At 47.5% G+C, this 21,897-nt stretch carries 23 protein-coding genes and 1 pseudogene; 5 read left to right on the top strand and 19 right to left on the bottom strand.

The window, feature by feature from the left end:
• Positions 1 to 48: 48 nt before the first annotated feature.
• The 4 genes from SK3146_RS00785 to SK3146_RS00800 all read right to left on the bottom strand — a co-directional run bounded on the left by SK3146_RS00785 (position 49) and on the right by SK3146_RS00800 (position 3,841).
• The gene (locus tag SK3146_RS00785) at positions 49 to 909 is read right to left on the bottom strand and encodes a carbohydrate ABC transporter permease (protein WP_249863266.1); all 861 of its coding nucleotides are present in this window, start codon (positions 907 to 909) and stop codon (positions 49 to 51) included.
• A gap of 13 nt (positions 910 to 922) precedes the next feature.
• Complete coding sequence (locus SK3146_RS00790) at positions 923 to 1,891, bottom strand: ABC transporter permease (RefSeq protein WP_249863267.1); 969 nt, start codon at positions 1,889 to 1,891, stop codon at positions 923 to 925.
• A 123-nt stretch (positions 1,892 to 2,014) separates the two neighbouring features.
• Positions 2,015 to 3,127 (bottom strand): mannonate dehydratase, encoded by a 1,113-nt coding sequence (gene uxuA / locus SK3146_RS00795; RefSeq protein WP_249863268.1) that lies wholly within the window; start codon positions 3,125 to 3,127, stop codon positions 2,015 to 2,017.
• A 27-nt stretch (positions 3,128 to 3,154) separates the two neighbouring features.
• Entirely contained in the window at positions 3,155 to 3,841 is a 687-nt protein-coding gene (locus tag SK3146_RS00800) for a GntR family transcriptional regulator (RefSeq protein WP_249863269.1), read from the bottom strand.
• Between the two features lie 249 nt (positions 3,842 to 4,090).
• Here SK3146_RS00800 and SK3146_RS00805 point away from each other — a divergent pair, with 249 nt between their 5' ends.
• Positions 4,091 to 4,990 carry a helix-turn-helix domain-containing protein gene (locus SK3146_RS00805; RefSeq protein ID WP_249863270.1) on the top strand — a complete coding sequence of 300 codons (900 nt, stop codon included), beginning with the start codon at positions 4,091 to 4,093 and terminating at the stop codon, positions 4,988 to 4,990.
• 179 nt (positions 4,991 to 5,169) lie between these two features.
• On the opposite strand, the gene SK3146_RS00810 is transcribed toward SK3146_RS00805, so the two are convergent.
• From SK3146_RS00810 to SK3146_RS00820, 3 genes are all read right to left on the bottom strand, one after another.
• Entirely contained in the window at positions 5,170 to 5,910 is a 741-nt protein-coding gene (locus SK3146_RS00810) for a GNAT family N-acetyltransferase (RefSeq protein ID WP_249863271.1), read from the bottom strand.
• A gap of 40 nt (positions 5,911 to 5,950) precedes the next feature.
• Entirely contained in the window at positions 5,951 to 7,030 is a 1,080-nt protein-coding gene (locus tag SK3146_RS00815) for a sensor histidine kinase (protein WP_249863272.1), read from the bottom strand.
• Between the two features lie 160 nt (positions 7,031 to 7,190).
• Positions 7,191 to 7,862, bottom strand: coding sequence for a response regulator transcription factor (locus SK3146_RS00820; protein ID WP_249863273.1), 672 nt, complete (start codon positions 7,860 to 7,862; stop codon positions 7,191 to 7,193).
• A gap of 140 nt (positions 7,863 to 8,002) precedes the next feature.
• Between SK3146_RS00820 and SK3146_RS00825 the strand changes: the two genes are divergently transcribed.
• From SK3146_RS00825 to SK3146_RS00840, 4 genes are all read left to right on the top strand, one after another.
• Positions 8,003 to 8,425: an FMN-binding protein gene (locus SK3146_RS00825; RefSeq protein ID WP_249863274.1), complete on the top strand. Its 423-nt coding sequence runs from the start codon at positions 8,003 to 8,005 to the stop codon at positions 8,423 to 8,425.
• Between the two features lie 26 nt (positions 8,426 to 8,451).
• On the top strand, positions 8,452 to 9,339 hold the full coding sequence (locus SK3146_RS00830; RefSeq protein WP_249863275.1) for an FAD:protein FMN transferase: 888 nt from the start codon (positions 8,452 to 8,454) through the stop codon (positions 9,337 to 9,339).
• Positions 9,340 to 10,152 carry an RnfABCDGE type electron transport complex subunit D gene (locus tag SK3146_RS00835; protein WP_249863276.1) on the top strand — a complete coding sequence of 271 codons (813 nt, stop codon included), beginning with the start codon at positions 9,340 to 9,342 and terminating at the stop codon, positions 10,150 to 10,152. It abuts the gene before it with no gap.
• Positions 10,153 to 10,222: 70 nt separating this feature from the next.
• Entirely contained in the window at positions 10,223 to 11,413 is a 1,191-nt protein-coding gene (locus SK3146_RS00840) for a chromate transporter (RefSeq protein WP_249863277.1), read from the top strand.
• 58 nt (positions 11,414 to 11,471) lie between these two features.
• Here the strand turns inward: SK3146_RS00840 and SK3146_RS00845 are convergent, their stop codons facing one another.
• The 12 genes and pseudogenes from SK3146_RS00845 to SK3146_RS00900 form a co-directional block, all read right to left on the bottom strand.
• Positions 11,472 to 11,990, bottom strand: coding sequence for a manganese efflux pump MntP (locus SK3146_RS00845; RefSeq protein WP_249863278.1), 519 nt, complete (start codon positions 11,988 to 11,990; stop codon positions 11,472 to 11,474).
• A gap of 293 nt (positions 11,991 to 12,283) precedes the next feature.
• The gene (locus SK3146_RS00850; protein WP_249863279.1) at positions 12,284 to 15,400 is read right to left on the bottom strand and encodes an ATP-binding response regulator; all 3,117 of its coding nucleotides are present in this window, start codon (positions 15,398 to 15,400) and stop codon (positions 12,284 to 12,286) included.
• A 118-nt stretch (positions 15,401 to 15,518) separates the two neighbouring features.
• A pseudogene (locus SK3146_RS00855) lies at positions 15,519 to 15,829 on the bottom strand (MFS transporter); the annotation flags it as partial.
• A gap of 136 nt (positions 15,830 to 15,965) precedes the next feature.
• A complete protein-coding gene (locus tag SK3146_RS00860) occupies positions 15,966 to 16,424 on the bottom strand; it encodes a DUF2269 family protein (RefSeq protein ID WP_249863280.1) in 459 nt (152 codons plus the stop codon).
• 14 nt (positions 16,425 to 16,438) lie between these two features.
• Positions 16,439 to 17,167, bottom strand: coding sequence for an NAD(P)-dependent oxidoreductase (locus tag SK3146_RS00865; RefSeq protein WP_249863281.1), 729 nt, complete (start codon positions 17,165 to 17,167; stop codon positions 16,439 to 16,441).
• Between the two features lie 254 nt (positions 17,168 to 17,421).
• Positions 17,422 to 17,754 (bottom strand): winged helix-turn-helix transcriptional regulator, encoded by a 333-nt coding sequence (locus tag SK3146_RS00870; protein ID WP_249863282.1) that lies wholly within the window; start codon positions 17,752 to 17,754, stop codon positions 17,422 to 17,424.
• A gap of 19 nt (positions 17,755 to 17,773) precedes the next feature.
• Entirely contained in the window at positions 17,774 to 18,520 is a 747-nt protein-coding gene (locus SK3146_RS00875) for an alpha/beta fold hydrolase (RefSeq protein WP_249863283.1), read from the bottom strand.
• Between the two features lie 113 nt (positions 18,521 to 18,633).
• Entirely contained in the window at positions 18,634 to 19,080 is a 447-nt protein-coding gene (locus SK3146_RS00880) for a pyridoxamine 5'-phosphate oxidase family protein (RefSeq protein WP_249863284.1), read from the bottom strand.
• Between the two features lie 4 nt (positions 19,081 to 19,084).
• Positions 19,085 to 19,525, bottom strand: coding sequence for a MarR family transcriptional regulator (locus SK3146_RS00885; RefSeq protein WP_249863285.1), 441 nt, complete (start codon positions 19,523 to 19,525; stop codon positions 19,085 to 19,087).
• A 125-nt stretch (positions 19,526 to 19,650) separates the two neighbouring features.
• A complete protein-coding gene (arsC, locus tag SK3146_RS00890) occupies positions 19,651 to 20,127 on the bottom strand; it encodes an arsenate reductase (thioredoxin) (protein WP_249863286.1) in 477 nt (158 codons plus the stop codon).
• A 29-nt stretch (positions 20,128 to 20,156) separates the two neighbouring features.
• On the bottom strand, positions 20,157 to 21,461 hold the full coding sequence (locus SK3146_RS00895; protein ID WP_249863287.1) for an arsenic transporter: 1,305 nt from the start codon (positions 21,459 to 21,461) through the stop codon (positions 20,157 to 20,159).
• A gap of 13 nt (positions 21,462 to 21,474) precedes the next feature.
• Positions 21,475 to 21,789, bottom strand: coding sequence for an ArsR/SmtB family transcription factor (locus SK3146_RS00900; RefSeq protein WP_249863288.1), 315 nt, complete (start codon positions 21,787 to 21,789; stop codon positions 21,475 to 21,477).
• Between the last annotated feature and the right edge of the window lie 108 nt (positions 21,790 to 21,897).

Below are 21,897 nucleotides of genomic sequence, written 5' to 3' on the forward strand. Positions count from 1 at the left end.
TATATAAATTCGCGAAATAGATACAACCATCCATTTCACAAACCCATATCAGCCTTTCACAGCACCAATCATAATGCCGGATACAAAGTATTTCTGGAGCCATGGATACACGAGAAGAATCGGAACCGTACCAAACATAATACTTGCCGCTTTTAATGCTTCTGAAGGGAGATTTACATTGACATTCTCGCCGGACATTTGCTGCGAAATGTTGATAACATTGTATAGCTTAAGCTGTATCGTATATAAATTCTGGTCTGTGATGTAGAACAGCGCATCCTGAAAATAATTCCATCTGAAAACGGCATATAATAAACTGATTGTGGCAAGCGCCGGCTTGGAAAGCGGCAGCACAATCTTAAGCAGGATCTGCAGTTCGTTGCATCCGTCCAGATGCGCGGCTTCCTCCAGGCTTTCAGGTATGCTCTGAAAGAATGATTTTAATATGATCATATAGTACACGCTCATCATACCCGGAAGAACCAGTGCCCACGGAGTGTTCAAAAGACTCAGATTTTTTACATTCAGATAATCCGGAATCAAACCGCCGCTAAAGTACATGGTAAACAGCATCATGAGCAATAAAGCATTTCTGCCTTTGAGTCTTTTTTTAGTCAGCGGATACGCTGCCAATATAGTCACGATCAATGCAAGGAGCACGAATACGGCCGCCAGGATCACCGTATAGAACAAGGAGAACAACATACTGGTATCCCCGAGTACAACTTTATAGGCTTCTATATTAAAGTCGATCGGATAGATGGTAACTGCCTGGGATATAATCGCCCTATTAGAGCTCAGTGATTGCGAAAGAATATAGAGAAAAGGAACAAGGCATATAAAAACCGCAATTAAGACAATAAACGCTGCTATATAGTCGGCCATTCTATGTTTTAAATTCAGTGACATTGTCAGTTCCTCCCTACCATATTCCATTTTCGCCTAATTTGCGGGTAATAAAATTGGAACCTAACAAGAAGATTAAACAAATAACAGACTGGAACAGGCCGACGGCAGCGCCAACTGAAAAGTTCGCAGATTGAATGCCTACGCGATAAACATAAGTGCTGATAACGTCGCCGAAATCCATAACAAGGTTGTTTTGAATGTTGAATGGACGGTCGAAGTTAATCGCCATAATATTGCCGAGCTGCAGGATCAGCAGGATCGCAATGGTTGGTCGGATACCTGGCAGCGTGACATGCCAAATCTTCCTTAATCTTCCTGCCCCATCTGCGTCGGCAGCTTCATATAACTGCTTGTCAATTCCCGTCATTGCAGCAAGATACAATATGGTCCCCCACCCTGCGTTCTGCCATACTCCAACAAAAGAATAGGTTGCAACCCATGCATATTTATTCGTGAGGAACGGTAACGCTTGACCGCCCATATGAGTAATCAAGGAGTTTAACATGCCGGTAGGAGAAAGCAATTGAGCGACAATTCCGCCGATAATAACCCAGGAAAGGAAATGCGGCAGATACAGTATGGTCTGACTTACCTTTTTAAACGTATTCCAGACCAGTTCATTAATTAAAATAGCCAAAATGATCGGCGCTGGAAATCCCACGAGCAAATCCAATCCGTTAAGCACCAACGTATTTCTAACAACCTGGAAAAATTGTTGCGATGAAAAAATTTGCTTGAATGTTGCAAAATGATTCCATGGACTCATGTTGACGCCCTGAAAAATGTTGTAATCCTTGAAAGCAATCTGTATGCCATATATGGGAGCATATTTAAATGTCAGTATATACGCAACAGGGATAATCAACATAAGGTAAAGGATAGAATCACTTTTTATATAGGAAAACAATCCTTTTTTTCTTACCAACGGCTTTCCAACGCTTTCCTGTTTATCCAGAGCAACACTGCTATTCATCGCTTTCATAAACTACAACCTCCATTTTACTAGTTTCTCAACTTGCTCAGGACGTAAGCATGAAATTAGAATAGCCATCAACCCACCGTCTACTGGCACCGCGCGATTCCGGTTACAACCTTCCGAATCTTTTCATTGACGTATGTACTGCAACCTGCTCTCCTGTTTCCTCTGCCCCTCCCGTTTTGCGCTTTCGAGCGAGTCCCAAATTCCCCACAAATACATAATGCCGAGAGCCCGGTCATACAGCCCGTATCCAGGACGGCACTGTTCATCCCAAATATGTCTTCCGTGATCCGGCCTGGCATAACCCGTAAAGCCCTTCTCATGATACGCCGTAACAATATCGCAGATGCCGACCGTACCGTCCTGGGATCGGTGAGACGTCTCGATGAAATTTCCGTTATCGTACAGCCTCACGTTTCGGATATGGGCGAACGGAATACGGTCTGCAAATTCCCTCACCATGTCCGCTATATGGTTGTTCGGGTTTACGCCAAGCGACCCGCTGCACAACGTGACGCCGTTATAAGGGCTATCGACCAATCTCAGCAGCCTGCGGATATTATCCCGGTTCGTAATGATTCTCGGCAGCCCGAAAATTGGCCACGGCGGATCGTCCGGATGAATCGCCATTTTGATGTCGTTGATCTCGCAAACCGGAATGATCTGCTCCAGAAAGTATTTGAGGTTGTTCCACAAATCCTCTTCCGTAACGTTCTTGTAGGCCTCAAAAAGCGCGGGCAAGCGTTTCATTCGCTCCGGCTCCCAGCCCGGCATCGTGAAGTCCGGATTCTCGTTGATGACGCGGACCAGCTCCGCCGGATTATTCATGCTGTCGATCTGAGCCTTTTCATAAAAGAGCGCAGTAGATTTGTCCTCCAGCGGCTCAAATAAATGAGTGCGGACCCAGTCGAAAACCGGCATAAAGTTATAGCAGATCACCTTCACGCCGACCTTTGCCAGCCTCTCGATCGTTTTTTTATAGTTGTCGATATATTTGTCCCTAGTCGGTAAGCCCAGCTTGATATCCTCATGTACGTTAACGCTCTCTACAACCTCAATGTGAAAGCCGTATTCGTCAGCCTGCTTCTTGATCTCCAGCATTTTTTCGAGCGGCCATTCTTCCCCTGCGGAGATGTCGTGAAGCGCCCAGACAATGCCTTCCACGCCGGGAATTTGTCTGATTTGGCCTAAGGTTACCGTATCATTGCCTTCACCAAACCATCTGAATACCATTCTCATCGCCGATTCCTCCAAAATGTCTTAGATTCATTTGAAAAATTTGGCGTATTTCTGTTTTAAGTTTTCTTTTTCAATCACTACCAGCTCCAGATGATCCCTTAGCATTTTTTCCGCTTGGTCGGGGTCCTTCTCCTTGATGGCGCGAACAATTCCACGATGCTGGGCAAGGATGATTTGCCAATCGGAATCGGAAGCAAGCCGTAAAAACCGGATGCGATTGTCATGCGTTGCCATTTGTTGAATAAGTCCCCACGTACGGGCCCGTCCGCAGCCGATCATAATCGATTTGTGAAACTCTTCATCAAGCTCAAACAGACGCCCGTAATTCTGCTCGGATTCGCACAGCTCCTGCAGCGAGACGAGATTTTGCAGATGAAGCACCTGTTCCTTGCCGAGCAGCTCACATGCTTCCCGAACAACGGCGGATTCCAATGTTTTTCTGGCAAACCGGGATTCTTCAGCATGCTGCAAATCGATAAGCGATATGATGGAGCCCTTTTGAGGAGTGGTAGCGATTAATTCCTCCTGAGTGAGTTTAACCAATGCTTCACGAATCGGCGTCCTGCTCACTTGGAGCATTTCGACCAGTTCTTTTTCCGAGATAAATCGCCCCGGCTCGAGTCGTAGCTCCATGATGTTCTTCTTCAAGGTTTCGTAAACGAAATCCCGTATGAGTCCTCTTTTGTCTCTTAAAGTGTCAATCTGAATACTCATAAGATCCTCCCGCCCGCGGATAACGAGCCGTTCGTTATTCATCCTTCAAGCGCTTACAAACAAAATCAGGATGGATAGATTTTTGCTGACTTTGGTTAAGTGATAATACTAACATACCACGACTACAGCGGAGTTGACGATGCACTAATCGCAAATAAAATTACCCATTTCTCGCATTTACTTGAAAATGAAAGCGCTGTATAATTAGTTTAGTAATAGATTGGATGAGCCAAGGGGGAGGTAATTGTTATGATCGCCGATTCCGTTGAACTGGGCAGGCTTCCCGACGTTCGAATGTCCTTTCATCTAATGGGGCTGCATGTTCGCCAAGTGGATTCCCGCTGGACATATCCATCCCATGAGCACCCTATGTACGAGCTTCATTGGATGATCGAGGGGGATATGCAGATGGACGTCGAAGGCCAAATTTATGACCAAAAAAAGGGAGACCTGCTTTTCATCCGTCCGGGAGTCATCCATTCGTGCAAGTCGGCAGGCTCGCATGGTTTCACTTATTTTTGCGTGCATTTCAGCATAGCCGATCCCGCTTTCTCCAAGGAGCTGGAGCGCCATCAAGCCACCTGCTACAATGCAGCCTCTCCCCTTGTCAAGGAATTGTTCCCCTTCCTAACGGACTTATGCAATCTTGCGACTGAAAACAGGAGTCGACCGCTTTCCGCCGCAAAAAGCATGAAGGTGTACGCAGCCGTGTTTGAGCTTTTGGGAACGTTGGTGGAGCAGCTGTTACAAACCGGCAACGTAGTGCTAACGAGAAAGGAACTGCTGGCCGGCCGCATCGCCGAAAATATTGAGGATTCGATCCGCAGCAGCCTGTTACACGGCCAAATGGAAGACAGCGAAAGAACACTCGTCCAAGATATAGCCGAATCCTTAAAATTGAGTCCATCCCAGGTGAATCGGATATTTCAGCAGGTTTACAGGAAAGCTCCCCGCCAATATATGTCGGAAGTTTTGTTAAAAGAGGCCCAGCGCCTGTTGCTTCAGACGGATCTGTCCGTAGATCATATAGCCATGCTGCTTGGGTATAAAACAAGCGCCCATTTCAGCCGCCAATTTAAGCGTTGGACAGCCATGACCCCGAGCGGGTACAGAAGCGGCGCGGAGCGTGAATGCCCGAACGATCGATAAAGCGTCCCCGGTTCGGAGACGCTTTTTTTTCCGGGTTCCGGAGCTAAACGATCCGTTCCACATCGTAGACGTTACCTCTCCCATGCGCCGCCGGCTGACCGACTGCAGTGCGGCACACAGCCTGGTATCGTCCCCCAGTTTTGAACACGCCCGTCCATTTGCCAACGGAGGTACAATTACTATTCAAGTCCTTCAAAATTGCATCGCCAATCAGACACCCATGCGGGAAAATACCCTAATCGGTAAGCTACTCTCTGGGAAGCAATGTTGCTTGCGATTACGTCATAACTCGGTATCTCTCCACGTTCCAGTATTTCAAAAGTTAACCTGTTTACAAGATAACTAGCTAATCCCAAATTACGATATTTAGGTAATACCTCTATGCCAATTTGCCACAGCTTTGTACAGGTTTTGCTTGCTCCTGCCACACCAACAATTTCCCCATCTTTCTTTGCAAGCATAGCCAGATCCGTCTGCCAGGGAAGATTCGTATCATATATAATAGCTTGATTGAATTTTGCAGCATCCAATAAACCGACCACTTCTTCTCGCTCCATCCGTTCAAACGAAAAAAGCTTCGGCGGTGACATCGGCTTAATTTTTTGTACATCAGGCAGAAAATGCAAGTAAAGTCCTCGGATAAACGGTAAGGAGAATACGGTATCCCTGTTTTTGCCCTCCATCTGTGTTTTGGCAATGATCAACCGTTCGGGTGTAGCCGATACTACAATAGATTTTCCCATAGACAGGATTTCGAAATAACGTGCCTTCCTCGGAAAGGGTCTGCATCCAGGATTTTTTTTAGCTTCAACAAAAATAATGCTATCCTTTTCGCCGTTCAGGTCATCGATAGTGCAATTCAGGTCAATCGCAAGCTGTGATTGCACACTGAACAGCATTTCTTTTTGGGTCATAATCATCGTTACCCTTCCTTTCGTTTCTGGGACGCAAGAATCTGTTTTATTTTTTCCTTGGGAACAGCAGCTCGATTTGGGTGCCTGCGTGAATGGCGGATTCAACACGGATGACGCCCCCGTGCACGTTCACGATCCATTTGGCGATGGATAAGCCAAGCCCGGTCCCGCCTTCTGCGCGGGATCTCGCTTTATCCCCGCGGTAGAAACGATCGAATATATGAGGGAGATCTTCCGCAGCGATGCCGACGCCGTTATCTTTTACACGAATGCAAACGAAATTTCCTTGATACCGGCCGCTGATTTCGATTGTTCCGGAGGGCGGAGTATTCTTTAAAGCATTGTCCAAAAGAATGATCAGCAGTTGCCTGATTCTTCCCTCATCTCCCCACAGAGTCAACGGCTGTATAACATCGTTTACAATATGAATGTCCTTCGTACTTGCCAACAGTTCAAACCGTTCCGACAATTCTTCTATCAATGCATCCAAGGATATTTGGGATGAGGAAATTTCCAGTTGATTCGAGTCAGAACGGGCCAGCGTCAGAAGATCGTCCAGCAGCTTGCTCATTCGCTTGCTTTCTTTTAATATCACGACGATATGAGAGCTTTCCTGTTCGATGGAGTGATTCGGATACCGGAGAAGCAGCTCGGTTTGCGCGTGGATGACAGCCGTCGGGGTTCGCAGCTCATGGGAGGCATCCGCTACAAACCGTTGTTGTTTTTCCCATGCTTGCTGGATTGGAATTAATGCACGGCCGGCCAGAAATAACCCCGCAAAGGCAGATATGACCGCGCCGACAACCATTCCGGCACCTATATCCCAAAGCAGAGAACGAAGGGTATGCTGCAGGTCTTCCAGACTTCGGACAATTTCGACGGAGGCTATCGAGCTGTGGCTCTGGCTTTGGACCGTGAACTGCATCGCACGGTAGCTGCGTTGGTCCACTCGTACCGTTCGTACGGCTGCTGAATCGGAAGGGGCTCTAAGCTGATCGGCCAATTCGCCGGAAAAAGCTTGCTTGGGCGATTGCCCTACCAGCTGTCCCTGGGCATCCCAAAAAAGGTACACCGTTCTTTCATCCTTCTGAAGATCGGCCCGGTCCGAACGAAGCAGATCATTCAAATTCCGATAGGAATGGATTCTTTTTTCCGCTTGATGTAAAATTTCATCCGTTTCGTGGAACAAGCGAGATTTCATGTGCCAATAGAATAAGGAGCTTAACAGACACAGAATAATCAAAAAAACCACCGTGTTAAGAATAACAAGACGCCTTCTTGTGTCCTTAAACATGGAATACATAGCCGACCCCCCGTACCGTTCTAAGCAGCGAGTCTGCGCCATGCGCCGCAAGCTTTTTGCGAAGATGATGGACATATACGTCGATCGCCGATGTGGCCGCTCCCGAATCAAAGCCCCACACACGGTCAAAGATTTGCTCGCGAGTTAAAATGCGGTCCTTGTTGCATAGGAAAAATTCCAACAACGCATACTCGGTCGCCGTCAAATGCAGCGGGATTTCCCCGTTAAAAGCATCGCGCAGCCCGGGAACCAGACGGATCGGTCCGCAGATCAAATCTCCTTCCTGTCCGATCGTGCCCCGCCTTCGGAGGACCGCCCTAGTCCGTGCCATAAGCTCGGAGACAGCAAAAGGCTTCGTCAAGTAATCGTCGGCTCCCGCATCCAAACCCGACACTCGATCCTCCACCGCATCCTTTGCCGTTAGTAAAATGATAGGCACCAGCATCCCTTGCGACCTTAGCCGCCGGACGATTTCGATGCCGCTCATCCCGGGCAGCATCACATCGAGCACTATTAAATCATGTATGACTTGTTGAGCCAAATAATATCCTTCGTCGCCGCTTTCGGCCGTATCCGTCAAGAAAGACTCGCCTTCAAAAATGTCTCGGATGACGGCAAGCAGGGATACATCGTCTTCCACTATAAGCACACGCATACCGGCTTCTCCTCTTATTAGTATTCTTTATATCCATACTATCAGAAAGACCGATTTTAAGAAAATTTAAATAATTCCCCATTATAATAAAGCTCATCGGCAGAGAAAAATGAATGACAATCGGATTGGAGCGATTCCCAATGGCCAAATTGAATAAGAAATGGGTAGTTCTGTGTTCAACAGCGATAGCTGTCGTATATGCGGCTGGATATGCTGCGACGGAAACCCAAGCCTCGATAGATCAAACCGCGACTTATGTCCGGACGGATCAACCGTATACAAATGTATCCAGCAGGAAATACAAGGACGGCACATATACAGGGATGGGAAGAAACCGCAGAGGCTCCATTCAAGTTGCGGTAACAGTGCAGAACGACAACATCACGGACGTAGAGATCAGTGACTTTGCCATGCATTATTCGGAAAGAGACGTGGCCGGGCTGCCCAAGGAAGTGCTGCAAAAGCAAAGTGCCCAAGTGAAAAACGTTTCGGGTGCGACTTACAGTACGCAGGCATTCCGGGATGCCGTTCAGGATGCACTCGCCCAGGCCATGAATGCTTAAATAAGATCTATTAATGAGGTATTAACATGAAGAAAACCAAGCTATATATGGATACCGTAGTTGATATTCAGGTTGTTGCCGAGGGGGCGAAGGAATCCTTGGCGGTCGAAAGAAGCATGGATCGGGCTTTCGAGATGTTTCGGCAAGTCGAGCTTGCTTGCAGCCGGTTTGATCCTGACAGTGAGTTAATGAGAGCATGCCGACATGTCGAAACCTCCGTTAAAATAAGCCCGTTCTTGTTCGAGCCTCTAAAGTTTGCTCTGGAGATTGCTGAATGGACGAACGGCGTATTCGATCCTACTGTTGGCAAACTGATGGAGGAACGTGGGTTTAACCGCCGCTACTTGACTGGGGATATCGTGGATAGTACTGCATCCGGCTCCGCAACTTTTCGGGATATCGTCTTGAATGAGCTCGAACAGACCATCTGCTTGCTGCAACCGGCCGTGCTTGACCTTGGAGCGGTAGCCAAAGGGTTTGCCATCGACTTGGCAGCGAAGGAATTAAGCTGCTTCCCCGGTTTCTTAATCAATGCCGGTGGGGATATTTATGCGGGAGGACAGGATGAGTCCGCGGAACCGTGGACCGTAGGAATCCGTCATCCCCTGAATCGGCAAGACGTTATCTATATGGTATCCATGTCCAATGAAGCCATTTGCACCTCGGGAAGCTATGAGCGCAAGAGTCCCAAAGAGGCAGGACAGCATCATTTGATTCATCCTCAAACCAAGCTTTCTCCATCCGGCCTGGTGAGTTGCAGCGTTATCGCGCCTTATGCCATGTTGGCCGACGCCCTTTCCACGGTATCGTTCCTTCTAGGGAGTGATGGCGCGCGGCAACTAATCGAACAAGAGAAGCTAAAAGGCATTTTGATCAATTCATCTATGCAAATCATAAAAGCAGGTGAGATATAAGTGACGGCAAAGCAATGGCTTCAATCCCCCAAGGGCTACGTAACAATGGCTATGACCGCCTATCTTGTTATTGCGTCCCTAGGCTCTCATAGCGCCGCGGGCATCATGAACGGACTTATCGCTGTAGTTGTTTCGCTGCTTATCGATTATTTGTGCTCCCGGGCGGAGAAGCGCAAGCGAATCGTGCTGGACGGCGCAGTGATCACCGGGCTCATTGTTTCCCTGGTGCTCAGCAGTACGGCTTCTTGGCTTATTCTATCGGCTACAGCGGCTATGGCTGTGATCTCCAAGCATCTTATCGCGTATAAGAAAAAGCCGGTATTAAATCCGGCGGCGCTAGGGTTGCTCCTCTCTATTCCGCTGTTTCATGCTGGGCAAAGCTGGTGGGGAGCCTTCGGCGACCTCCCTGTCTGGTACATCCTCTTTTTGCTGGCAGGAGGCTATATCATATCGAACCGAGTACAGAAGTATCCTCAAGTTTTCGCATTTTTTGCGGTATTCTTTCTTTTGCTGCTGGTAATGGGAGTTCTCCACATAGGAGAGGCTTCTGACGCGCTCCGGCCGCCTTTTATCAATGCAACATTGTTTTTCGGGTTTTTCATGCTTACCGATCCTCCTACTTCCCCCGCCAAAGTCAAGGACCAGATCGTTTTTGGTATTGCGGTGGCAGTGACGGGAGCTGTCGTGTATGCGATTTTCGGCGGATTGACCTACTTATTCATCGGACTGCTTGCAGGCAACATATACCACTGGCTTAAAGCGCGCTTACCGCTGCAGCTGTCGAAGGAAAACCGATATAATCATTTCAAGTGAATATGACGATATTTGTAGAAGAGCGGTTAAAGCTACCATCGAAATCATTAAGTGATGAGGTTGAAAAAAAATGACGCAACGAACAAATTCCAATTCGCCTATACTTGAAATCCTCGGAGCCTCCGCGAAACTTGGTTTGACTTCATTTGGCGGCCCTATCGCTCATTTAAGCTATTTTCGTGATGAATATGTCAACCGTAGAAAATGGCTCGATGAAAAAAGCTATGCAGATTTGGTCGCCTTATGCCAATTTCTGCCGGGACCTGCAAGTAGTCAAGTTGGAATATCCATCGGCATGATGCGTGGTGGGTTGCTTGGTGGGATCGCTTCCTGGATTGGTTTTACATTACCTTCCGCTTTGGCGTTGATGATTTTCGCATATGCATTAAAAAACTACGATGTAGGCAATGCCGGTTGGCTTCATGGGTTAATGATCGTCGCTGTTGCCGTGGTTGCACAAGCGGTTTGGGGAATGGCTCGGAGCCTTGCTCCCGATCGTACTCGGGGGACGATTGCTATCCTCACCGCGGTCGTCACCTTATTATGGCCTTCCGCTTACGGCCAATTGATACTCATCGCCGCCGCGGGGCTGTTCGGCCGATTTTTTCTGGCAACATCCGAAGTGCCGGAAACTCCTCGTATAGGCATATCCATCAGCCGCCGCGCAGCAATGTTCGCCTGGATTTTGTTCTTTGGATTGCTGATTGGGTTGCCGCTATTGCGAGCGGTTTTTCCCTCCTATTGGTTAGCGGTTTTTGACAGCTTTTTCCGCGTGGGTTCGCTTGTCTTTGGCGGGGGGCACGTGGTACTTCCAATGCTTCAGGCCGAAGTCGTTCCTCCGGGCTGGCTAACGGATTCTCAATTTCTTGCCGGCTACGGTGCAGCTCAAGCCGTCCCGGGTCCATTATTTACCTTCTCTGTTTATCTGGGAACCGTCATGCACGGATGGATTGGAGCGATGATCGCCCTAATCGCAATGTTTCTTCCGTCCTTTCTGCTCGTCACAGGCGCATTACCGTTTTGGGATGCGGTTCGCCGTCGCCCAAATTTCCAATCGGTCTTAAAAGGAATAAATGCCGCTGTTGTTGGCATTTTGCTCGCTGCCCTGTTTAATCCCGTTTGGATGAAGGCAATACATACACCTTACGACTTTTGTCTTGCTATTGCTGCGTTCGGTTTGCTTATGCTGTGGAAACTTCCTCCGTGGTTGATCGTGTTGTTCTCGGCAGCAGGCGGTTACTTGATCTCCGTATTTTCTTAAGTTTTGTCAGTCTGAAAGCAGACTCTTGTGCGATTGCCGCCGTCTGTACAACGATAGTTCAGCCGTGATGATATAAATGCAAAATTGCATCGAACAGAATCCATAAACCTAGTAAGCCTAGAATGATTCCAGCTAATTTCTCTGCCCATTCGCCAAGGTATCGCTTCAACTTAGAACCAAATGCGAGTCCCAAAAACGTAAAAACAAACGCTTGCAAAGCAACTAAAATAATGGTCAGCGCAATAGGTATACCAATAAGTCCAATTGAAAATCCAATAGCTAATTCATCCAAACTAATACTTACTGCGGTTATAATTAAGGTCCATCCCACCAAATTCCGTTCCAGCTTGTCTTCTTCATCCTCGTCCTCAAAGAAGACAAGCCAGACGGCTACTACCAACAAAGCAATTCCTCCAATTAACGAAGCCCACTCCCCAAAAAGCTGGCCTGCACCTTTTCCGATGAATAAGCCAACCAAAGGCATCAAAGCTTCAGCAAAAGCAAAAATCAATGCGATTTTGACTTTACCCTTCGTTTTAATAAAGCCCAATGAAATAGATATCAGCAGCGTATCCATTCCAAGCGATACAATAAGTAAAATCATTTTCAAGGCTACCAATAAATCCTCCTCCAATTTTGAGTTATTGTATAATAATGAAACAATATGTAACCGTGATTTTTTTCAAGCTGAATATACTGCAAAAAGTCAAAAGAAACTGGATGACTGCGTGGCTTCACTTGAGCATTTTACGTGTGGCAGCTAAGGACAAAAAAGTCCAAGACTGCCACCCATAACTGCGTCTATCTGTTCCGCGACAGGCTCGGAAGCGCCTCGTCGGCCGCGTGAACGGGCTCTTGGCGTTGTCGCGCTCACGGCTGCTGCGGGATGGTAAAAGAGACGACGGTTCCCTCTCCCGGCACGCTCCTGATAGACAGCCCTTGGCCGTACATTTGGAGCAGACGGCGGTGCGTGTTGGCAATGCCAATTCCGGAACGCGATGGATCGGATCGGTTCAGCAGCCGTTCAATCAGATCGGAAGCCATACCGACACCGTCATCCTGTACTTCAACGGACACGCCGTTAGCCGTGCGCCCCACTCGCAGTCGCAGTGTCCCCCCTTTTGCCCTCTTCAAAATTCCATGCCGGACGGCGTTTTCCACCAGCGGCTGAATCGATAGCGGCGGGAGCAACAGGGAAATGCCCGGTTCGATCTCTTGGACGACCGACAGTCTCTCCCCGAATCGTTCCTGCTCGATATACAAGTAAGAGCGAACAAGCTCTAGTTCATGCTCCAGATCGACCATGGCGCGCGTATTCGAATAATCGAAGCTGATTCGCAGAAAGGTCGCGAAGGCATCGCCGATCTGGCGCATTTTCTCCGTATCAATATCCCCGAGGGCAATCAGAGAATTTATCGTATTAAACAGGAAATGAGGCTTGATCTGCGCCTGCAGATAGGCCGCTTCCATCCGAAGCCGCTCCGACATCGACCGCTTCAACGCAATGAGCGAGCGGATTCGGTATTTCAGCTCCATCGCATCCGCAGGCTTGGTCACATAGTCATTGGCTCCAACGAGAAAGCCGGTATACATATCCGCCGGCTGGCCGCGCGCCGTCAACAGCAGCACCGGCAGCTCAGAGACGGAACGGCGTTCCCTCACCTTCTCCGTCAGCTCATAACCCGACATGCCCGGCATCATGACATCCGCAATCAACAAGTCCCACTCGCCTTCCGCCAGCAGCTCCAATGCCTGATGCCCCGACAACGCCTTCGTAACGCTATACGGCTCGGTTGACAATATGCCTGCAAGCACATCCAGGTTCACTAGATCGTCGTCGACAATCAGAATATGAATCGGGTTGTCCGGCGAATGAAGCCAATCCGATAACGTGAACCGGGCGTCCGTTTCACCGGCCGCATCATCCGGAAAGCGATATTCGGCCTCTGCTACCGGCATGACTGTCGCTGCTGCCTCCAGCGCAAACGCCTCGTGCCACCCCGCATCTGCCGCCCTCTCCGCCGCTCCGTCCGCCACAGGCAGTCGGAAGAAAAAGGTTGAGCCGCAACCCGGCTCCGATTGCACGAACAGTTCGCTTCCGTGCAGCTCCACCAGCTCCTTGCAAATGTTCATGCCAAGGCCGAGGCCCCTGCCGTCGCCTCTGTTGTGCGTTCCTTGCATATATGCGACGAACAGGCTGGATAGCGTCTCTTCGTCCATGCCGATACCTGTGTCGGCTACTCGTATCTCGATCTGCCCGTTCAGCAGCTCCGCCGAAACCACGATTTCGCCTTCTTCGGTAAATTTGAACGCATTGTGCAGCAGGTTATAGAGAATTTGCACCAGCCGCTTCTCGTCCGCCCATACGGGGGGCAATGATGTAGCCAGCGCAAGGCGAAACCGAACGGGCTTGCTCTCGGCTATATATTTGAGCATGCTGGCAACGCCTGGCACGATGGCGTGAAGATTGAGAGGCTCAGGATGGAGTATAATGCGATGCTCCCGAAGTTGCGCCAAATCCAGCAGATCGTCGAGGAGCCTGGACATGCGCCGGCTTACCTTTCCGACCAGCTCCAAAGCCTGCCGGCTATCATCCTCCAACTTGTCCAGTTCCCGCGTATACACGCTGTTCGATAAATTCATGATGCCGTGCAGCGGCGTTCTCAGTTCATGCGAAGTATTCGCCAGGAATTGGTCCTTCATCCGGTCGGAGACTTTCAACTGCTCGTACAGCCGCTCCACATCATCGGAATTGCGGATATATTTCTTGAACCAATACACGGAGAACGCGATAAGCGCAATAGTCAGGTCAAACGGATAATAAACGCTCGACACTTCCACGTAATTGTCCAAGTTAGTCCACATCAAATTGGACACTATGCACACGGCGGTAATGAGAATAAAATGAATATCCTGATCATCCGTTTTGCCAAATACCATTTTCCACACAACCCCTACAAACCAAACAAGCGGGATCAGATAAGAAAGCAAATAAACGCCGGTATCCAGCATCCGGTTCACCATCGAGATTGGCAGGAACAGAGTGCCAAAGCCGAGGCACAGCAGCATGACCGTGTAAGCCTTGAATCCGACACCGACTCTCTGAATACCGGCGAACTTTCGATGCAGGTACAAAACCGCATAATTTTGCACCATCACCGCAAGAATACGTATTTTAATGTTCCAAGTATAATTGAGCGGCAGCCACATGGCCAACACCTTGTCGTGACTATTGGCTACAACAAGGGCAACCGCCACATAGATAAGACCGCTGACCAACAGAGAACGGTTTTGCGGCTTATACGCATAGACAATGCTTCCGTACAAGCCATGCAGCAGCATAATCAGCACCGTCATCATTTGGAAATCGATCGAATAGGTTCTGGTTGACTCTATGCTTGACTGCAACCCGAACAGCACGGGTTGCACAAGCCCGCCCGACATCGGCGAATCATAATTGGCCACGCGCAGCAGCAGTTCGATCTCTGTGACATCCGCTTTATAGTAGACCGCCGTATAAGGTATGTTGTCCGGCTTGTATTCCTCCGGATCGGCCGCTACCGTCCCGGACATTCCTGCTGCCTCCCCGTTTACTTCAGCTTCGGAGGAGCTTTTGATGCTGCGTATCGAGAACGCAATCGGACTCTTCAGCGGATCGATAAGAATCCGCAGCCTGTACGTGCCGTATCCGTAGGCGCTATCGTCTCCCGCCTTTTCCAGACTAGACGGCATTCCCCAGTTGCCGGGAACCTGAATGGTTTGCCGCGGCAGCTCCTTCGATTGAAGCTCCTCGTGAGACAACAGCCGCCCCGGATACCAAGCCCATTCCCCGTTCAGTGTCATCGGTCCGGCTTTCTCCCAATTCTGCCCGCGCAGATCGATCACGCCGTCCTCAGCCTGCATGGTTCGGTCCACCGGGAACAGCAGCCCGGACCACAGCAGCCCTCGCAGACTGAACAGCAGGCCAAACAGTAGTATACACAGCAATAAATTTCTATATTTCCTAATGATCAATACGATAGTGTCCATATATCTATCTTAGTTCGACAGCGGCTTCGCATAATCCTTGTACTTCCCAGCTGCAAATGGTGCCTGACGTTATTTAGATGATAACGGGATAAGACTGTTCTATCCACCATGCGCCTAAACCTGAAATCAGCCCTCCTATTCCCGTTATGATGAGGCTGGGGATTATAACTTTTTTCTGCCGATTCTGTCGGATAAGTAACCTGCAATTGGAATGAGGATAATCGCTATGACAGAATATACCGTAATTAGCAAGCTCACTTGAAGGGATGAAATTCCGAGCTTGCTCCGAATGGATGGCAGAGCCGGTATTAGCATGGAATTACCGAGTGTTATTATAAGCGGTATAGACGCAATGGAAATAAGATCCCATTTTTTACCCTCTTCCATATTTCCCGCACCTTACCCCGTTTTTTTGATTGAGCATACAATGGAGATGCTGTATACTAACGTTCCCAGAAAAAAAGCCCTCTATTCCGACAGGAAAAGGGCGAAATGGATGTGATACACAAACGGCAGGAGTTAATTAAAATGGCTTGACGACCATAAGGACCAATATGGCAATCATCAGCAGCTGCGCTGTCGTCTCGATGGGTACGATCTTTTTTAGCAGCCGTCCGAACTCGGCGGGTATTTCATTACCCTGGTCTTGACTTTCGGATAGGATCTTTACGATCTTTTTCAAACGCGGCTCGATCCATCCGTCAATCATGACGACCATAAGCAGTGATAAAAGGATGGATACATTCAGCCACATTTGGGATAACCCCATCTTCGTTATGATCATAAGCCAAACCCCGGTTAAAATAAGTACGAATCCGCCAATTTTAGGTATTACGGCGAGCTTGGTCGTTATATTAACAGCAAAGTGCAGCTGGCTGACGGTTCTGGCGGATCTGCGAATGACGGGCATTACGAAAGCGGGGCCAATGATGGCGATCGAAGCCAATATATGCAAAGCGAGCAGTAATCCAAACAAACCCATTATCCCCCTTCTCCTCAGCGCGCGGCAATACTGCTTCGATAGGCTAGACCGACTCTTTTTCTTTTAAACGCTCCTCCGAGCTCAAGATGGTCCAGCATGCATTTTGCAACATCGTCATAAGCAACATTCAGTTCTTGAAGTCGGCTGAACAAGTGACCGGCTATATCTGCCTCGGAATATTCCTTGATCGTCTCCGGAATCGGAACGGGCAAGGTTTCCGTCGTTACATGCAGATGAACCGGATCTGGATACTCTCTCGAATCAGTCATGGTTCCCGGACACATAATGGACCAATCGAGCGTAGTCTGCTGCAGCCTTTGGAAATTCCGGTTATGGTTTTTATATTCAGGCGGGAAGCCGGGCAAATTGTTGCCGATAAGATCCGTATAGGGAATATCCAGCAGGCCGGCTCCTCCCATTACCCATACCCGCCCGGAGAAACTAGGCTGGAATTCACATTGGCTTATAATGTTGTCAATGATACGAACAAACTCTTCTCCCTGGCCTGCATGACCGGCTGCGATAATAGCGGCGTCTTGATGCGCGAGCGCCTCACCGACGCTGACCGGGTCCATCATATCGTCCGCGATGACCTTCACCTGTTTCGCGGAATGCTCCCCTAGCTGTTCATAAAGCTTCTCGGCATTTCGCACAAATGCGGTCATTTCATGCCCCATTTGTAGCCCTTGCGCCAGCACTCTTTTCCCTGTATTCCCCGTCGCTCCGAAAACAATAATTTTCACTGTTCGTTCCTCCTCTTTAGTGGCCCAATATTTGGTTGACTCAAGATTAACATCGCTTCAGGGTTATGTTAAGAACCCACTTTAAAGTAGGGTACTTACTTAAAAGTAAGTATGACCCACAGGGGAAATGCGGAGGTCAGGGAGGACAGGAGTTCTAAGACAGTGCGCAGGTAAACACAAAAGCTGCCCGGAATCCCGTAGCAGCTTTTGGATTTAAGTTGATTGAATTAGTGTCCAAGCCCATGGAACCAGCTTTATGACGCCGGCTCTTCATGTTTCCGCTTATTATGATTTTCTCCCCAAGCACACATGACTTCTGCTACAGGAATTAACGTTCTGCCGTATTCACTAAGAGAATATTCGACCTTTGGAGGGATAGAAGGATAAACCGTTCTATCGACTATGCCTTCTTGTTCCAAATCTCGGAGATGCTGCGAAAGCATTTTTTGTGAAACATCAGGTATTAGCTTTTCCAGATCGTTGTATCGCCGTTTGGATTCAATCAAATGCCATAAAATCATTGGCTTCCATTTGCCGCCTAAAACATGAATGAGCGTCTCAACTGGACATTCTCGCTGATGAATCATAGATAAATCCTCCCCTTAATTACTCGATAACAAGAAACTGAAGAATCGTATCATTTACTAAAATAGGGTTTTCCCTAACCATATGTGGTCTATGGCTCCCGCCCGGGACAACAAAATAATTCGATCCTTTGACAAGCGAAGCCAGACGTTTGACTCTCTCCTCGCCGGCAAATGGATCATGTTCCCCTGTAATAAATAATGCTGGACATTCAATGCTGCTAAGCTGGTTCTCTGTAAGCTGCGGGTATAATCGCCAATCTTGCGCCGATTGTCTCATGTGTTCTTCCCAATTGCCTTTATGCGCTTCTTCATGTCTTTCGATCATTTGATTGATCATATCGTGCAACCCTTTTTCAATCATCCATTCCGGCTCGAACTCTTCGGCACCAGTTGGATCGCAAAAACCGCCGGTGCCTATTGTTGTGAGCGTACTCACTCTTTCAGGATGGTTAACAGCAAGGTAAAGCCCGACATTCGCCCCTAAGCTATATCCGATAAAATGAGCTTTTATTATACCTAACTGATTCATGAATTCGAGGATGTCGTCTGAAATTTGAGGTGTAGACCATTCGAGACTTGCGCATCTTGTTCTGCCATGTCCTCTGAAATCCGGGAAGTAGCAGGTATACTTCTTTTGAAAATCCAGCATTTGGCCAGCGAAAGCCAATATACCGCGTGAGTAGCCGCTGTGCAAAAAAATGATATTATCCCCATTGCCCATTTTTTCGTAAAACATTTCCAGATCTTTAACCTGGATATAAGGCATTGCACTTCCCCCTTTCTTGTCAACGTTTACAAACACAGGGTTTTCTCGACTCATATGTGGTCTATGACTTCCACCAGGTACTACAACATAACGCGGGTTAGTAATTAGACTTGTTACTCTTTTAAGCACTTCCTCTGGTTATTCAACTCCTCAATCGTAAATAGGTGCTTTTCCAAATTGTAGTAGTAGTTGCCGCTTATTGAATTAAACTCGTATACGCAGTAGTCAGGATCATCTACTCCAAGTGAATAATACTTCTCGTCCCCTTCTGTCCAAAGCATTCTTCTGCTTTCACGATCTTGGCATACCTTCATATCCCCAATCAGCATAAGGCCATTACTTTTGCCTGCAAAATAGAGGCATGCCTTTGAATTCACCAAGAATTGTCTGGTACGAATCGAGGAAGTGTTTGTTGAAAACCAGAATTTAGTTAGCCCTTCATGTACTTTTTTGAACATCTGTTTCGTATTGGGATAGCCATTTTCATCAGTAGAACTGACTATGATCGTACGAGCCTCTTCCACCAGAGACATGATTTGCTTCAAGGTAACGGAATCCATAAAATCACTCCTCGTAATGTTTTAGATTATTAAGTACTTTTGCAAGCATGCTGTCGAACTGCTCCATTTCCTTATCCGAAAATCCCCGGTAAAACAATTCATTCATCTGCGCTGTGACTTTATCGTAGTTATCACTAAGAGCTCTAGCTTGCGGTGTAAGCGCAATCAATATTTGTCTTCGATCGTTTGGATCTTGATTGCGTTGAATATGACCTTGCGCACACATTCGATCAAGCATGCCAGTAAGTGTCGTTTTTGCAAGCGAGGTCTTCTCACCCAGTTCAGTAATTGTTATATTATCTTTCTGCCAGAGAACAAACAAGATACGTCCTTGAGCGCCATTGAATTCCTCGATAGCATTTTCTTTAAGTAATTTTTCGAAAATTCTATTGCTAAGCTGTTTAATTTGGGATATGTAAAACCCCCCACGAGTTTCTCGATTCATTAAACACCATCCTCATATTACTATATAGGATAATACTATATGGTACTAAATGCAAGCGGTTATTCTTATTAAACTCGAGTCATTTTCCGTCAAAGTACGGAAAATGACTCCTCGTTACACTCCGCTCACACGCCCTCCTGTCCTTGGACAAGTTCCTCTCTTTTACAGCTATATGGATGGTCGATGTCGAACACGAACTGCTCAATCCGGGACTTGATTGCATCGCGAACCTTCCGGAATTGGCTCATAATCTCATCCTCTGTGCCAGTTGCTTTTGCCGGGTCATCAAACCCCCAATGCCATTTCTTTACATTCTTATTGGAAATGACGGGGCAATTTTCATCCGCATGGCCGCATAGTGTAATGACATAATCGGCTCTGTTCAACACATCCGGATCGATCACATCCGAAGTATTTTGACTAATATCAACACCCGCTTCCTTCATCACTTGCACCGCATAGGGATTCAGCCCGTGCGCTTCAAGTCCTGCGCTCTTCACTATATATTTATCGCTTCCTAGAGCAGTTAAAAACCCGTCTGCGATTTGGCTTCTGCAGGAATTGCCGGTGCACAAAAAGTAAACTAACGTTTTTTTCTCCATGGCGAGCATCTCCCTTTTGATTGAATTCGTTATATCCGCAGCGTTTGCAGCACATAGAGCCATATAAAAAGCCCGGAGAGTGTAATGAACAACGTAGGTACTGTCAAAAGGATGCCAACTTTAAAATAATAGCTCCAACTAATTTTCACGTTTTTTGCGGAAAGCACGTGTAGCCAGAGCAAAGTAGCCAGTGAGCCGATCGGTGTAATTTTAGGCCCCAGGTCGGAACCGATCACATTGGCATAAATCAGCGCTTCACGGATAATTCCATTCGTTGGCGTACTCTGGATCGCCAGCGCGTCAATCATGACAGTCGGCATGTTGTTCATAATGGACGACAGGATCGCGGCTATAAACCCCATACTAATCGTAGCCACAAACAGCCCTTGGCCTGCAATCGCTTGAATGACATTGCCTAGCGCGTCGGTCAGTCCGGCATTTCGCAAGCCGTAAACAACTACATACATGCCAATCGAGAAAATCACCACTGCCCAAGGAGCACCCTTCAGCAGATTCTTTATATGAATCTCATGACATGTTCTCGCCGCGAAAAAGAACGCAATTGCGGCGATACCCGCAACAACGGATACAGGGATTGAGAAAAATTCACAGACAAAATATGCGGCAAGCAAAGCGGCTAAGATCGCCCAAGACAATTTAAAAAGCCGCAAATCTTTTATAGCTTCATGGGGCTTTTTTAGTTGAGTTACATTGTAGCTGCCCGGAATGCGTTTCCAGAAATAAATGTAGAGTACAATAAGGCTCGCTGCAATGGAGAAAAAATTCGGAACAATCATCCGACTCGCATATTCCGCAAAACCAATTTTGAAGAAATCGGCGGATACGATGTTAACCAGGTTGCTGACAATTAACGGTAAGGATGCGGTATCGGCTATAAATCCGCTGGCCATAATAAACGGTAAAACCATTTTTTCGTCGAACTTCAGCGCTCGGACCATGGCAAGTACAATCGGCGTTATGATCAAAGCTGCCCCGTCGTTTGCAAAAAAGGCGGCGACCGCCGATCCAAGCAAAATGATAAATATAAACATGAGCAGACTGTTCCCACGCGCGAGCCGCGCCATATGTAGAGCTGCCCATTCAAAAAATCCGATTTCATCGAGAATCAATGAGATTAAAATAACGGCTACGAATGCCAGGGTAGCATTCCATACGATGCCGGTGACGGTGCCGACGTCCGCAATGCTGACTACCCCGAACATTAGGGCAAGAAGTGCTCCCGCACTCGCCGACCACCCGATATTTAATCCCCGTGGCTGCCAAATGACGAAAATTAAAGTAACGAAAAAAACAAGAAACGCAATGACGGCCATGTTGTCCTCCAGCTTATTCGCAGCAATCGTTTTTCATTGGATCAATTTTTTGTTTTAACGACGGAATATAATCCAATACTGCCTGAATATAAATTTTGCCTTCAATATTTAAAGAATAATAAATCCACTGTCCCTTTCTTGTTTCACTAACAAGCCCAGCCGATTTTAATTTTCGCAGATGCTGGCTTGCATTAGGCTGGGACGTTTCCAATATATCCACGATGTCGCAGACACAAAGCGGCCGTTCTTTTAATAAAGCCAGTATCGTTAACCGTGTTTTGTCTCCGAGCAGTTTTAAATTTTCCGCCAATTCATTTATTTGTTCCATAGAATCCCTCCACTTAACCACTATCCAAGTTTTGTCACCCACCTCAACTCAAATAAATTATATAATAGTATAATTATATAATCAATTGATTATATATAAAGAAATTGT

The sequence above is a fragment of the Paenibacillus konkukensis genome (assembly GCF_023523925.1).
GTDB classification, from domain to species: Bacteria; Bacillota; Bacilli; order Paenibacillales; family NBRC-103111; genus Paenibacillus_S; species Paenibacillus_S doosanensis.